The 13295-nt window shown below is 69.3% G+C and carries 10 protein-coding genes; 4 read left to right on the forward strand and 6 right to left on the reverse strand.

The annotated features are described in order from the left end of the window. Window positions 1-2 precede the first annotated feature (2 nt). Both G6N30_RS13605 and G6N30_RS13610 read right to left on the reverse strand, forming a co-directional pair. Entirely contained in the window at window positions 3-3020 is a 3018-nt protein-coding gene (locus G6N30_RS13605) for a UPF0182 family protein (protein WP_134053594.1), read from the reverse strand. Between the two features lie 84 nt (window positions 3021-3104). Continuing rightward, on the reverse strand, window positions 3105-4133 hold the full coding sequence (locus G6N30_RS13610; protein WP_163687570.1) for a YlbL family protein: 1029 nt from the start codon (window positions 4131-4133) through the stop codon (window positions 3105-3107). Window positions 4134-4224: 91 nt separating this feature from the next. On the opposite strand from G6N30_RS13610, the gene G6N30_RS13615 reads away from it, so the two are divergent. The 3 genes from G6N30_RS13615 (at window position 4225) to G6N30_RS13625 (ending at window position 7963) form a co-directional block, all read left to right on the forward strand. Next, entirely contained in the window at window positions 4225-5664 is a 1440-nt protein-coding gene (locus G6N30_RS13615; RefSeq protein WP_163687573.1) for a zinc-dependent metalloprotease, read from the forward strand. A gap of 76 nt (window positions 5665-5740) precedes the next feature. Further along, on the forward strand, window positions 5741-6583 hold the full coding sequence (locus tag G6N30_RS13620; RefSeq protein WP_134055260.1) for a bacteriocin biosynthesis cyclodehydratase domain-containing protein: 843 nt from the start codon (window positions 5741-5743) through the stop codon (window positions 6581-6583). Between the two features lie 42 nt (window positions 6584-6625). Further along, window positions 6626-7963 carry a macrolide-binding ATPase MABP-1 gene (locus G6N30_RS13625; protein WP_134053598.1) on the forward strand — a complete coding sequence of 446 codons (1338 nt, stop codon included), beginning with the start codon at window positions 6626-6628 and terminating at the stop codon, window positions 7961-7963. A 20-nt stretch (window positions 7964-7983) separates the two neighbouring features. On the opposite strand, the gene G6N30_RS13630 is transcribed toward G6N30_RS13625, so the two are convergent. Then, on the reverse strand, window positions 7984-8265 hold the full coding sequence (locus tag G6N30_RS13630; RefSeq protein ID WP_134053600.1) for a WhiB family transcriptional regulator: 282 nt from the start codon (window positions 8263-8265) through the stop codon (window positions 7984-7986). A gap of 508 nt (window positions 8266-8773) precedes the next feature. After that, window positions 8774-10897, reverse strand: coding sequence for an ATP-dependent DNA helicase UvrD2 (locus G6N30_RS13635; RefSeq protein ID WP_134053602.1), 2124 nt, complete (start codon window positions 10895-10897; stop codon window positions 8774-8776). Window positions 10898-10970: 73 nt separating this feature from the next. Between G6N30_RS13635 and mrx1 the strand changes: the two genes are divergently transcribed. Continuing rightward, window positions 10971-11222, forward strand: a complete 252-nt coding sequence (gene mrx1 / locus G6N30_RS13640; protein ID WP_134053604.1) for a mycoredoxin Mrx1 — start codon at window positions 10971-10973, stop codon at window positions 11220-11222. A 15-nt stretch (window positions 11223-11237) separates the two neighbouring features. On the opposite strand, the gene nudC is transcribed toward mrx1, so the two are convergent. After that, window positions 11238-12176 carry an NAD(+) diphosphatase gene (gene nudC / locus G6N30_RS13645; protein WP_134053606.1) on the reverse strand — a complete coding sequence of 313 codons (939 nt, stop codon included), beginning with the start codon at window positions 12174-12176 and terminating at the stop codon, window positions 11238-11240. Continuing rightward, window positions 12173-13267 (reverse strand): potassium channel family protein, encoded by a 1095-nt coding sequence (locus tag G6N30_RS13650; protein ID WP_134053608.1) that lies wholly within the window; start codon window positions 13265-13267, stop codon window positions 12173-12175. Before G6N30_RS13650 ends, nudC begins: the two co-directional genes overlap by 4 nt. Between the last annotated feature and the right edge of the window lie 28 nt (window positions 13268-13295).

The following is a 13295-nucleotide window of genomic DNA, read 5'->3' on the forward strand; positions in this document are numbered from 1 at the left end:
GCTCAGCGCGTCTGCGAGTACTTGTTCATCGCGTCGTCCAGCCGCTGCAGCGCCTCGCCGAACTGGGCGAAGTCACCGTTGCGCTGGGCGTCCTGCAGACCGCTCATCGCCTCCTGGACGTCCTGCAGCGCCTCGGCTTTCGCCTGCGACAGCTGCTGCGGTCCCGTCGGCCCCGGCACGGCGGCCGCGGGCGGGGACGCGGGAGCCTGCCCGGCCTGGTTGGCCGGAGGCTGCGCCGCCGGCTGCTGGCCGTCGGCCGGGGGCCGCGCGGCGGGCTGCTGACCGTCGGGCAGGTTGGCCGGTGCGGGACCGGTCGCCGTGGCGTCGGCGCCCGGACCGAACAGGTCGGTGAGCGCGTCCCGCACCGTCGGGCCGTAGCCGACCTGATCGTTGTAGAACATGGCCACCCGGATGAGGCGCGGGTACGTCGACGCCGCGTCACTGGTGCCCGGCGAGGCGTACACCGGCGCCACGTACAGCAGACCGCCCGGACCGACCGGCAGCGTCAGCAGGTTGCCCCACCGGATGCGGTTCTGGTTGTCGCGGCCGATCACACCGAGGTCCTGTGACACCGCGGTGTCGGTGCTGATCGCGTTGAACGCCAGCTTCGGACCGTTCACCTGACCCGGGATGGTCAGCACCGTGATCCGCCCGTAGTTCTCCGGATCGGAGCTGGCGCTCATGTACGCGGCGAGGAAGTCACGGCGGAACCGGTTCATCGCGCTGGTCAGCTGGAACGCGGCCGAAGTGTTGTTCTCCGCGAGGTCTTTGGCCACGATGTAGTACGGCGGCTGGAAGCTGCTGGCCGTCGGGTTCGGGTCCAGCGGGACGTCCCAGAAGTCCGACGTCGAGAAGAACGTCACCGGATCGTCGACGTGGTACTTCGCCAGCAGCGCGCGCTGCACCTTGAACAGATCCTCGGGGTAGCGCAGGTGCTCCTGCAGCTCCTGGGAGATCTCGCTCTTCGGCTTGATCGTGTCCGGGAACACCTTCATCCACGCCTGCAGCACGGGATCGCTCTCGTCCTGGGCGTACAGCGTCACCGTGCCGTCGTAGGCGTCGACGGTGGCCTTCACCGAGTTGCGGATGTAGGACACCTGCTTGTTGAGCGCCAACCGGTTGACGGCGACCTCGTTGGAGTCCGCGGTGGCCGACGACAGCGACGTCAGCTCCGAGTACGGGTAGTTGTCCAGCGTGGTGTAGCCGTCGACGATCCACACGATCTTCTTGTTGACGATCGCCGGGTAGACGGTGGTGTCGGTGGTCAACCAGGGGGCGACGGCCTCCACCCGGTCGGCCGGATCGCGGTTGAACAGGATCTTGCTGTTCTCGCCGATGACGTTGGAGAACAGGAAGTTGCGCTCGGCGAACTTCGCGGCGAACAGGCTTCGGGTCAGCCAGTTGCCGATCGGCACGCCACCGGAGCCGGTGTAGGTGTAGTTGCGGGTCTCGACGTTGTTCTCGTAGTCGTACTCCCGCGGGCCGCCGTTCTCACCGACGATCGCGTAGTCCGATGCGGTGTTGGCGATGACCGGGCCGAAGTAGATGCGGGGCTGATCCAGCGGCGCGGGACCTGGTGAGGAGACGTTGCCGTTGGCGCCCACCACGCTGGCGAGGAACTCGGGGTAGCCGCCGTTCTGGTTCGGGTCGTTGGCGATCCCGCGCACGGTGTTCGCCGGGGAGGCGATGAACCCGTTGCCGTGGGTGTAGACGGTGTGCCGGTTGATCCAGTCCCGCTGGTTGTCGATCAACCGGTCCGGGTTGAGCTCGCGGGCGGCGACGACGTAGTCGCGCAGGTTCCCGTCGGCGTCGCGGTAGCGGTCCATCGCCAACTGGTCGGGGAAGAAGTAGAAGTTCTTGCCCTGCTGGAACTGGGTGAACGCGGGGCTGACGATGTTGGGGTCCAGCACCCGGATGTTCGATGTCGTCGCCCGGTCGGCGGCGACCTGCTGCGCGGTCGCGGGCGCGTTGCCCGGATAGTCGCGGTAGGTCACCGTCTCATCGGTGAGCCCGTAGGCCTGCCGCGTGGCGGTGATACTGCGCGCGATGTATTCGCTTTCCTTCTGCGCGGCGTTGGGTTTGACGCTGAACTGCTCGACGACCAGCGGCCAGCCGGCGCCGACGACCATCGACGACAGCAGCAGCAGCACCACGCCGATCGCCGGGATGCGCAGATCGCGCAGCACGATCGCGGAGAACACGGCCACCGCGCAGATCACCGCGATCGCCAGCAGGATCAGCTTGGCCGGCAGCACGGCGTTGATGTCGGTGTAGCCGGCGCCGGTGAACGGTTTGCCGCCGCGGGTGTGGCTGAGCAGCTCGTAACGGTCCAGCCAGTACGCGAACGCCTTGAGCAGCACCAGCGTTCCGACCAGCGAAACCAGCTGGATGCGCGCCGAGCGGCTGAGCGCACCGGTGCGGCCGGTCAGCCTGATACCGCCGAACAGGTAGTGGCCGAGCAGGTTCGCGACGAAGGCCAGGAACGTCGCGACGAACAGGTAGCTCAACACCAGCCGGTAGAACGGCAACTCGAACGCGTAGAACCCGAGATCGAGCCCGAACTGCGGGTCGGTGACGCCGAATTCGCCGCCGTGCAGGAACAGCTGGATGCGCACCCAGTAGCTCTGCGCGACGATGCCGGACAGGATGCCGATGAACGCGGGGATGCCGATGCCGAACAGGCGCAGCCGCGACATCACGGTGGTGCGGTAGCGGGCGATCGGATCGTTGGGGCCGACGGTCGGAACGAACACCGGTCGCGTCCGATACGCCAGCGCGAGGCCGGCGAAGACGATCGCGCCGATCACCAGGCAGACGATCAGGAACACGCTGACGCGGGTGAACAGCACCGTGGTGAACACCGAGCGGTACCCGAGTTCGCCGAACCACAGCCAGTTCACGTACGCGTCGATGAACCGCGGTCCGATCAGCAGCAGCAGCACCACTGCCAAGGCGATGCCGATCAGGATCCGGCTTCGTCGGGTCAGCTTCGGCATCCTCGCCGCGGGCCGCATACCCACTTGATGTCTCCAGTTTCGCTCACGGGAAAGGGGACGTCGTCACCGACGTGCCCCAACTCTACGCATTGACCGCGCAGCGTTTGATCAGCAGCGGGGTGGTTCGCCACCAGCGGAAATCGTATTGAGCGCGTCGACGGCTTCGGTGAGTGTGCCCACCTTCACCAGTTCCAGCCCGTCCTGCGGGTCCGACTTGGCTTCGGCGCAGTTGTCGGCGGGCACGAGGAACACCGTGGCGCCCGCGTCGCGGGCCGCCAGCATCTTGTGGGTGATGCCGCCGATCGAACCGACCTCCCCGTCGCCGGTGATGGTGCCGGTGCCCGCGACGAACTTGCCGTCGTTGAGGTCGCCCGAGGTCAACTTGTCGATCACCGCCAGGCTGAACATCAGGCCCGCCGAGGGACCACCGATATTGGCCAGATTGAAGTCGATGTCGAACGACGCCCACGGTGCGTCGATGACCCCGATCCCGAGGTAGCCGTAATCGCGGTCGGGATTGGTGCCGAGTGTGACGGTGGCGGTGCCGATCGGGTTCTTCTCGTCCTTGCGCCGGAAGTCGAGAACCACCTCGTCGCCGGGCTTGGTCGCCTTCAGCAGCGCCTGGAACTCGTCGACGTTGGCGACCGGTCTGCCGTTGACCGCGTCGATCGCGTCCCCGTCCTCCAGCTTGCCCACCGACGGACCGGGGTCGGTCACGTTCTCGACGGTCACCGCACGCGGGTACTTCAGAAACGACAGCGCGGCGTACGCGGCGTTGTCCTCGGAGTTGCGGAAGTCGGCGGAGTTGGCCTGATCGATCTCGTCCTTGCTCTTGTCGGGCGGGTAGACGAGTTCGCGCGGCACCAACTGTTCCCGGCCCGACATCCACAGCGCCAGCGCCTGGGCCAATGTGAGCCCGTCGCGCTGCGACACCGTCGTCATGTTCAGATGCCCCGAGGTCGGCTTGACCTCGGTGCCGGTGATGTCGACGACCTGCTTGCCGTCGACCTCGCCGAGGGTGTCGAAGGTCGGTCCGGGACCCAGCGAGACGAACGGGACCGTCACCGCAGAGAGCAGCACGCCGAAGGCCACGACCGGGACGAGCGCGATCAGCAGCGTCAAAATCCGCCTGTTCACGCCGCCCACAGTAAGGGAGCGCCCGACCCGTTCACTGAAAGCGTGACCCGGCGCACCGCACCACCGCGCACCGGTGAGTACCGTTGACGGCATGGCTGACCTGCCCTTCGGCTTCTCCTCGGGTGACGACCCGGAGCGAGACAAACGCAAGAAGGACCCCGACGGGGGGTCCGGCCAGGGCGGTTCGCCGTCGGATCCGTTCGGCTCGATGTTCGGGCAGGGCGGGGCCGGGTTCGACATGTCCGACCTGGGCCAGATCTTCACCAAACTCGGTGAGATGTTCAGCGGCGCAGGCAATGTCACCGCCGGCGGACCCCAGTCCGGACCGGTGAACTACGACCTCGCCCGACAGCTCGCCTCGAGTGCCATCGGGTTCGTGGCACCGGTGCCCGAACAGACCGCGTCGGCGATCGCCGACGCGGTGCGCCTGGCCGAAACCTGGCTCGACGGCGTCACCCCGCTGCCCGCGGGCACCAGCCGCGCGGTGGCCTGGACGCCCAGCGACTGGATCGACAACACCTTGGACACCTGGAAGCGGCTGTGCGACCCGGTGGCCGAGCAGATCTCGACGGTGTGGGCCTCGGCGCTGCCCGAGGAAGCCCGCGCGATGGCCGGACCGCTGCTGGCGATGATGTCGCAGATGGGCGGGATGGCGTTCGGTTCCCAGCTCGGCCAGGCGCTCGGCACGCTCTCCAAGGAAGTCCTGACGTCGACCGACATCGGGCTGCCGCTCGGCCCCAAGGGCGTGGCGGCGCTGCTGCCCGAGGCGGTCGAGGCGTTCTCCGAGGGGCTCGAGCAGCCGCGCAGCGAGGTCCTGACATTTCTCGCCGCGCGCGAGGCCGCACACCATCGGCTCTTCAGTCACGTGCCGTGGCTGGCGAGTCAGCTGCTGTCGGCGGTCGAGGCGTTCGCGCGTGGCATGAAGGTCGACATGAGCGGGATCGAAGACCTCGCCCAGGGCATCAACCCGGCCGCGCTCACCGACCCGACCCAGATGGAGCAGCTGCTCAACCAGGGCATCTTCGAACCCAAGGCCACCCCCGAGCAGGTCGCGGCGCTGGAACGGCTCGAGACGCTGCTCGCCCTCATCGAGGGCTGGGTGCAGACCGTCGTCACCGCCGCACTCGGTGACCGCATCCCCGGCACCGGCGCGCTGTCCGAGACGCTACGGCGCCGGCGGGCCACCGGCGGGCCGGCCGAGCAGACGTTCGCCACCCTGGTCGGCCTGGAACTGCGTCCCCGCAAGCTGCGCGAGGCCGCGGTGCTGTGGGAGCGGCTCACCGAGGCGGTCGGCGCCGACGCCCGTGACGGCGTGTGGCAACACCCCGATCTGCTCCCGTCGTCCGACGACCTCGACGAACCGGCCGCGTTCATCGACCGGATCGTCGGCGGCGACACCAGCGGGATGGACAGCGCGATCGAGGCGGCCTTCAGCGACCTCGAAGCCGACCTCGAAGCCGACCCCGACGTCGACCAGGACAAGGGCCGCGACGCGGATCCCGACCACGGTCCTGGAGACGCGAAGAACTAGTTATCCACAGCCCTGTGGATGAGCGCGGGGCGCGATGGCTGCCCCGTGGCAGAGTCCTTCCATGTCTCCTGCCGCGATGCCCCGCTACGTGCTCAACACCGCACTGCCGGTGCTGTCGCGGCCCGACGGTGCGGTTCAGGTGGGTTGGGATCCGCGCCGCGCGATGCTCGTGCGCCCGCCCGCCGGGCTGAGCGCCGCTGCACTGGCCGACCTGCTGCGGGCGCTGCAGTCCGGCATGACGATGGCCGACCTCTACGCCGAGGCGAGCCGGTGCGGAACCGCCGACCCCGCGGACCTCGCCGAGCTGGTCGCCGGACTCGTCGACGCCGGCGTCGTGACGGTCGCTCCGGTCGGCTGCGCCCGCACGCCGAGTGTCCGCATCCACGGCCGCGGACCGCTGTCGGACCTGCTGGTGGCAAGCCTGCGCTGTTCGGGGGCCCGCGTGGCGCACTCCCGGTCCCCGAAGGCGCCCGCCCCGCCGGACGCCACCGACCTGGTGGTGCTGACCGACTACCTGGTGGCCGAACCGCGGGTGGTGCGCGATCTGCACACCGCGCGCCTGGCGCACCTTCCCGTCCGGATGCGCGACGGCTCGGGGCTGGTCGGCCCGCTCGTGTTTCCCGGTCGCACCAGCTGTCTGGCCTGCGCCGATCTGCACCGCAGCGACCGCGATGCGGCGTGGCCGGCCGTCGCGGCGCAACTGCGCGGCACCGTCGGCAGCGCCGACCGGGCAACGGTGCTGGCCACCGCGGGGGTCGCGCTCGACCAGATCCACCGGGTACTGCGGGCGATCCGTGACACCGGCGACGCGGCGGGTGCGGCCGAAGTCGCCGTCACGGACACCACCTGGGAATTCGACGTCGGCACCCGCACCACCGTGGTGCGACGGTGGTCCCGGCATCCCCGCTGCACCTGCTGAAACCGGCTGCGGCCTGTTCATTCCAGTCCGCCGCGCGGCGTCGTGGATGATGGACTGGTGGCTGACGACATCAGACGCGGGCGTGCTGCCCGCAACGCGAAGCTGGCGAGCCTTCCGGTCGGCATGGCCGGGCGCGCGGCGTTGGGCTTCGGCAAACGGCTGACCGGCAAGTCCCGCGACGAGGTCAACGCCGAATTGATGGACAAGGCGGCGCAGCAGCTGTTCACCGTGCTCGGTGAGCTCAAGGGCGGCGCGATGAAGGTCGGCCAGGCCCTGTCGGTGATGGAAGCCGCCATCCCGGAGCAGTACGGCAAGCCGTACCGGGAGGCCCTGACCAAACTGCAGAAGGACGCGCCACCGCTGCCCGCCGCCAAGGTGCACCGCGTCCTGGACGCGCAACTCGGCACCAAGTGGCGGGAACGGTTCGCCTCCTTCGACGACAAGCCGATCGCCTCGGCCAGCATCGGCCAGGTGCACAAGGCCGTGTGGTCCGACGGCCGCGAGGTCGCGGTCAAGATCCAGTACCCGGGTGCCGACGAAGCGCTCCGCGCCGACCTGAAGACCATGCAGCGCATGGTCAGCGTGCTCAAACAGCTCTCCCCCGGCGCCGACGTGGAGGGCGTGGTCGACGAGCTCATCGAGCGCACCGAGATGGAACTGGATTACCGGCTCGAAGCCGACAACCAGCGGGCGTTCGCCAAGGCCTACCGCGACCACCCGCACTTCGTGGTGCCCGCGGTCGTCGCCAGCGCGCCGAAGGTGGTGATCGCCGAGTGGATCGACGGCATCCCGATGTCGCACATCATCCGCGACGGCACGCAGGAGCAACGCGACCTGATGGGGACGCGGCTGTTCGAGCTGACCTACGACGCGCCGCGCCGGCTGGAGATGATGCACGGCGACGCGCACCCCGGGAACTTCATGTTGATGCCCGGCGGGAAGATGGGCGTCATCGACTTCGGCGCGGTGGCACCGCTGCCGGGCGGCATCCCCGTCGAACTGGGCATGGCGGTGCGGTACGCGCTGGCCAAGGATTACGACAGGCTGCTGCCGACCCTGGAGAAGATCGGCTTCATCCAGCGCGGTGAACAGGTCTCCGCCCAGGACGTCGACGACATGCTGCGCCAGTACGTCGAACCCCTCGAGGTCGAGGTGTTCCACTACACCCGTAAGTGGCTGCAGAAGATGGCGGCGGTCAACATGGACCGCTCGGTGCAGCAGATCAAGACGGTGCGTCAGATGGACGTTCCGGCCAAGCTGGCGATCCCGATGCGGGTGATCGCGTCGAACGTCGCGATCTCCTGTCAGCTTGACGCCTACATCCCCACGAAAGCGCTTGCCACGGAACTGATTCCGGGTTTTGCGGAGGACGCGGCCTGACCGGGTGAACCCGGCGGCGGCTAGGCCGCCGCCGGATTCCGTTCGGCGTTCTTGCGCGGGCGGCCACGTGGCCGCTTACGCGCGACGATGTTGCCTCGGTCGAAGATCTCGCCACCCCAGACACCCCACGGTTCCTGGCGCTCGAGGGCGGCCGCCAGGCACTCCCGGCGGATCGGGCAATCCGCGCACAGCGTCTTGGCGCGTTCGAGATCGGCAGGGCTCTCGGCGAACCACAGGTCGGGGTCTCCGACGTGGCATGGCAGTTCCGGTAGCACCCTCTCGAGGCATGTCTCCACAGACATGAACTTCCTGCTTCCTGGTCGTTGTTTCCTCGGCCATCTGTCTTGGCTGGATCTGCGGACCAGGTCTTCGAGGAGAAAGTCCCCTGAAAAGACTGTGGCCACGGATCCGGCGACTGCGGGTCCGTGGCCTATCGGCTTGGTGGGGGCTTACCTAGATAAGACCCCGCTCCACGGACGTGCGGGTCGCGGCGGTAGCGGCACGGCGCTTGCGCTGCGCGGGAATGGCAGCGGCGGGCATCGCTGGAATACGGGCCGGGATGCCAGCCGACGCGTGCGCCGGAGCGTGCGCGGAATGCGCGGCAACGGAGTGCGGAGCGACGGCTCGAAGGGTGCGCCACATGCCGGCAACGGCTACGCCACCGAACTCGAAATTGCTGTCCATGATCCGGGCACCCTCCTCTCTTCTCTCCGCCCAACGTGTGATCTTGAGGCTAGAGCTTAGCAGCCGAACCGCACAAGTTATTTTCTACCAGCGGTTTTGGCGGAATCTTTGCGTTGCGTGGCAGCCTCAGCCGCGGGCGTTGACCAACGCGAGCACATCGGCGCCGTACTGTTCGAGCTTGCGCGCGCCGATCCCCGGGATGGCGACCAGCGCCGCCTCATCGGTGGGCAGCGACTCGGCGATCGCGATCAGCGTGTTGTCGGTGAACACGACGAAGGCCGGGACGCCGAGCTCCTTCGACGTCTTGAGCCGCCACTCTTTGAGCGCGCCGAGCAGCTGCTCGTCGATGTCCGACGAGCAGGTCTCGCAGCGGCGCAACATGATCGACGCGGGCGTGGTCAGCTGCTCGTTGCACACACGGCAGCGCGGAGTCGCGCCCCGCGCGCGGCGCGGTTTGTTCGGGGATGACTCGGCGGCCGTGTTGGGCGCCACGCCGTTGAGGAACCGCGACGGCCGCCGACCCTGGCGACCTCCGGGTGCGCGGGCCAGCGCCCAGCTCAGCGTGAGATGCACTCGCGCCCTGGTGATCCCGACGTAGAGAAGCCGGCGTTCCTCCTCCACCGGCTCACTGTCGGCGCCGTGGGTCAGCGCGTGCGAGATCGGCAGGGTGCCGTCGGCCAGACCGACGAGGTAGACCGCATCCCACTCCAGACCCTTGGCGGCGTGCAGCGACGCCAGCGTGACGCCCTGAACCACCGGTGGGTGCCGGGAGTCGGCCCGCTGACGCAGTTCGGTGACCAGCCCGCGCAGGTCCCGACCCGGACGCAGGGCGACTTCCTCGTCGACCAGGTCGGCCAGCGCGGTCAGCGCCTCCCAGCGTTCCCTGGCGCGGGTGCCGGCCGGCGCTTCGGCGGTGAGCCCGAGCGGTTCGAGCACCGCCCGCACGACAACGGCGACCTCGCCTTCGACGTCGCGTTCGGCGGCGCGCTGCAGGGCGACCAGCGCCTGGCGGATCTCCTGGCGGCTGAAGAACCCCTCACCACCGCGCACCTGGAACGCGATGCCGGCCTCGGTGAGCGCCTCCTCGTAGACCTCCGACTGGGCGTTGATGCGGTAGAGCACCGCGATCTCGGCGGCCGGAGTGCCTGCGGCGAGCAGCCGCTTGATGTCCTTCGCGACGGCAGCCGCCTCGGCGACCTCGTCGGGATGTTCGGCGAACGCCGGCGCGGGACCGGGCGGGCGCTGCCCGACGAGGTGCAGCTTGCTGCCCGCCATGCGCCCGCGTGCCGCCGCGATCACCCGGTTGGCCAGCGACACGACCTGGGGTGTCGAGCGATAGTCCCGTTCCAGCCGGATCACCGCGGCCTCGGGGAACCGGCGGGAGAAGTCCAGCAGGTAGCGCGGGGTGGCCCCGGTGAACGAGTAGATGGTCTGGTTGGCGTCGCCGACGACGGTCAGGTCGTCACGCGGGCCGAGCCACGCGTCGAGCACCCGCTGCTGCAGCGGCGTGACGTCCTGGTATTCGTCGACGACGAAGCAGCGGTACCGGTCGCGGAACTCCGCGGCGACGGCGGCGTCGTTCTCGATCGCGGCGGCGGTGTGCAGCAGCAGGTCGTCGAAGTCGAGGAGCGCCGTGCCGTCGTGGCGGGCCTTGAGCGCTTCATAGCCGGCGTAGACGGCGGCCACCTTCGCGGCGTCCATCGGGATGTCGCGGCCCGCCTTCGCCACGGCGGCGCCGTAGGCCTCCGGGCTGATCAGCGACGCCTTCGCCCATTCGATCTCCCCGGCCAGGTCCCGCACGTCGTCGGTGGCGGCCTGCACGCGGGCGCGGTTGGCGGCCTGGGCGACCACCGAGAACTTGCTGTCGAGCAGCTCCCACGAGGTGTTGCCGACGACGCGGGGCCAGAAGTAGCGCAGCTGGCGACGGGCCGCGGCGTGGAACGTCATCGCCTGCACCGCACCCGTGCCGACCCCGCCGGCCTCCTGGTCGAGGGCACGCAACCGGGCGCGCATCTCCCCCGCGGCACGCGAGGTGAACGTCACGGCCAGCACCTGCCCGGGCGCGACGTGGCCCGCCGCGACGAGGTGGGCGATGCGGCGGGTGATGGTGCGGGTCTTCCCGGTACCGGCGCCGGCCAGCACGCACACCGGGCCCCGAGGCGCCAGGACGGCCTCGCGCTGCTCCTCGTCGAGGTCGGCGAGCAGCCGTTCCCGCGACGAGGTGGGGACCTCGACGGACATGGGACCCATCTTGGCAGGGTGCACCGACAACCGCCCGGTCCGTGTCGGGCATGTCGTGGGCATCGGATACGTTGCATGACTTATGAGCGCTGACACCGCACAACTGACCATGTACACCACCACCTGGTGCGGCTACTGCGTCCGGCTCAAGAAGGCGCTGCAGGCCGAGGGCATCTCCTGGACCGAGGTCGACATCGAACGCGACCCCGCCGCCGCGGACTTCGTGATGTCGGTCAACGGCGGGAACCAGACGGTGCCCACCGTCAAGTTTCCCGACGGTTCGGCGCTGACCAACCCGAGCATCAAGGACGTCAAGGCCAAACTCGCGGGGTAGGTCCGCGCAGTCGGGTCAGTCCAGCGCCGCCCAGGACTCGATGATCTCGCGGGCGATCGAGATGGATCCGGGCAGCAACAGCCGCGACGACGACGTGCCGTTCGTGGCGGCGTTCCAGTCCCCCTCCGCCAGGGCGGTGCGGATCTCGGCGCGAGTGAACCACCCCGCCTCGGCGATCTCGCCGTCGTTGAACGAGAACGGCTGCTCGGGGTCGCCGATCGCGTGGAAGCCGACCATCAGCGACCGCGGAAACGGCCACGGCTGGCTGCCGAGGTACCGCACATCGGTCACGGTCAGCCCGACCTCTTCGGCGATCTCCCGGGCCACGCAGGTCTCGAAGGACTCCCCGGCCTCGACGAAGCCGGCGAGGATCGAGAACAACCGCTCGGGCCAAACCGCCTGGCGGGCGAGCACCGCCCGGTCGTGGCCGTCGTGCACGAGGCAGATCACCGCGGGGTCGATGCGGGGGAAGTGCTCCTGGCCGGTGAGCGGGTTCACCCGCGCCCAGCCTGCCCTGGCCACCTTGGTCGGCGTGCCGTCGACCGGGCTGAACCGCGCCTGATCGTGCCAGTTGAGCAGCGCGGTCGCGGTGGCCACCAACTGCGCGCTGGTGTCGTCGAAGATCTCGCCGGCCCGCCGCAGGTCGAGCACCTGGGCGTCGGATCCGTCCTCCGGCGGCTCCAGCGGCGCCCGGACACCCCACACGTGGCGGCCGTCGCGCAGCCGGCCGAGGAAGACGGCGTGCTCGGGCGGGGCATCGCCGAGCGCGCTCGCCGGCCCCAGCACGACCTGCCCGCCGGCGATCATCACCTGGTTGCGGCGGTCCACCCGCAGCAGCAGCGCATCGGGCCATCCGGCCGCGGCCGCCTCCACGTCGGTGCGGAGCAGGTCGGCGCGGTCGGCGCCGACCCGCGACAACAGGGGAATGTTGCGCAGCGCGTCGAAACCGCTCATCGCTCCCCGTCGGCGCTGCGGATGTAGAGCAGCCGGTCGCCGGTCTCGAGCGCGTCCACTTCGGGCGCGTCGACGCGGACCAGTCCGCCGTTGCGCACCACCCCGAGCACGATGTCGTGCAGATGGCGCGGCGAGCCGCCCACCTCTTTGGGGGTGACCTCGCGTTCGGCGATCGCGAATCCGGCGTCGGGGGTGAGCAGGTCCTCCATCATCTCGACCACGCTCGGGGTCTGGGTGGCGATGCCCAGCAGGCGGCCGGCCGTCTCCGACGACACCACGGTGGAGTCGGCGCCCGACTGGCGCAGCAGGTGCTGGTTCTCCGCCTCACGGGCCGCGGCGATGATCTTCGCGTTGGGCGCGAGTTCGCGGGCGGTGAGGGTGACGAGCACCGCGCTCGCGTCGTTGTCGGTGGCGACGATGATCGACTTCGCGTGCTGCGCACTGGCCAGCCGCAGCACTTCGGCCTTGGTCGCGTCGCCGTGCACGGTGACCAGACCGGCGCTCTTCGCCCGTTCCAGCGCGGTCGAGTTCTCGTCCACGACGACGATGTCGGCCGGCGCGACCTCGTCACCGACCATCGCGGCGACCGCCGTTCGGCCCTTGGTGCCGTAGCCGATCACCACGGTGTGATTGCGCACTCTGCTCCTCCATCGCTGGATCTTCAACGCCTGGCGCGACTGGCTGGTCAGTGTCTCCACCGTCGTACCGATCAGCACGATCAGGAAGGCCACCCGCAACGGCGTGATCACCAGGACGTTGATCAGCCGGGCCGATTCGGTCACCGGTGTGATGTCGCCGTAGCCGGTGGTCGACAGCGACACCGTCGCGTAGTACACGCAGTCGAGGAATGACAGCGGATCGCTCGCCTCCGGTGAGCTCTCGATGTCGCGGTAGCCGTGCCGATCGAGGTAGACGATGATCACCGCGGCGAACAGGGCGCCGGCCGCGTAGATGATGCGCCGGATGATGCGCTGGGTCGGGCTGATGAACGGCTCGGGGATCCGCAGGATATCCACCAGTGCCGCATCCGGCTGGCTCGTCAAATCTTGCTCGATGGCGGCGAGGCGTCGCCGCAGTCGTCCCTTAGCCACGAGGGTCCGTCACCGGTTGGGGCTCCCG

The organism is Mycolicibacterium litorale, assembly GCF_010731695.1.
GTDB classification, from domain to species: Bacteria; Actinomycetota; Actinomycetes; order Mycobacteriales; family Mycobacteriaceae; genus Mycobacterium; species Mycobacterium litorale.

What these genes read in the sequence shown, in the direction of transcription:
- nudC (WP_134053606.1), bottom strand. Translation starts at nt 12,176, where the DNA reads ATGAGCGGTTTCGACGCGCTGCGCAACATTCCCCTGTTGTCGCGGGTC.
- mrx1 (WP_134053604.1), top strand. Translation starts at nt 10,971, where the DNA reads ATGAGCGCTGACACCGCACAACTGACCATGTACACCACCACCTGGTGC.
- G6N30_RS13635 (WP_134053602.1), bottom strand. Translation starts at nt 10,897, where the DNA reads ATGGGTCCCATGTCCGTCGAGGTCCCCACCTCGTCGCGGGAACGGCTG.
- G6N30_RS13615 (WP_163687573.1), top strand. Translation starts at nt 4,225, where the DNA reads ATGGCTGACCTGCCCTTCGGCTTCTCCTCGGGTGACGACCCGGAGCGA.
- G6N30_RS13620 (WP_134055260.1), top strand. Translation starts at nt 5,741, where the DNA reads ATGCCCCGCTACGTGCTCAACACCGCACTGCCGGTGCTGTCGCGGCCC.
- G6N30_RS13630 (WP_134053600.1), bottom strand. Translation starts at nt 8,265, where the DNA reads ATGTCTGTGGAGACATGCCTCGAGAGGGTGCTACCGGAACTGCCATGC.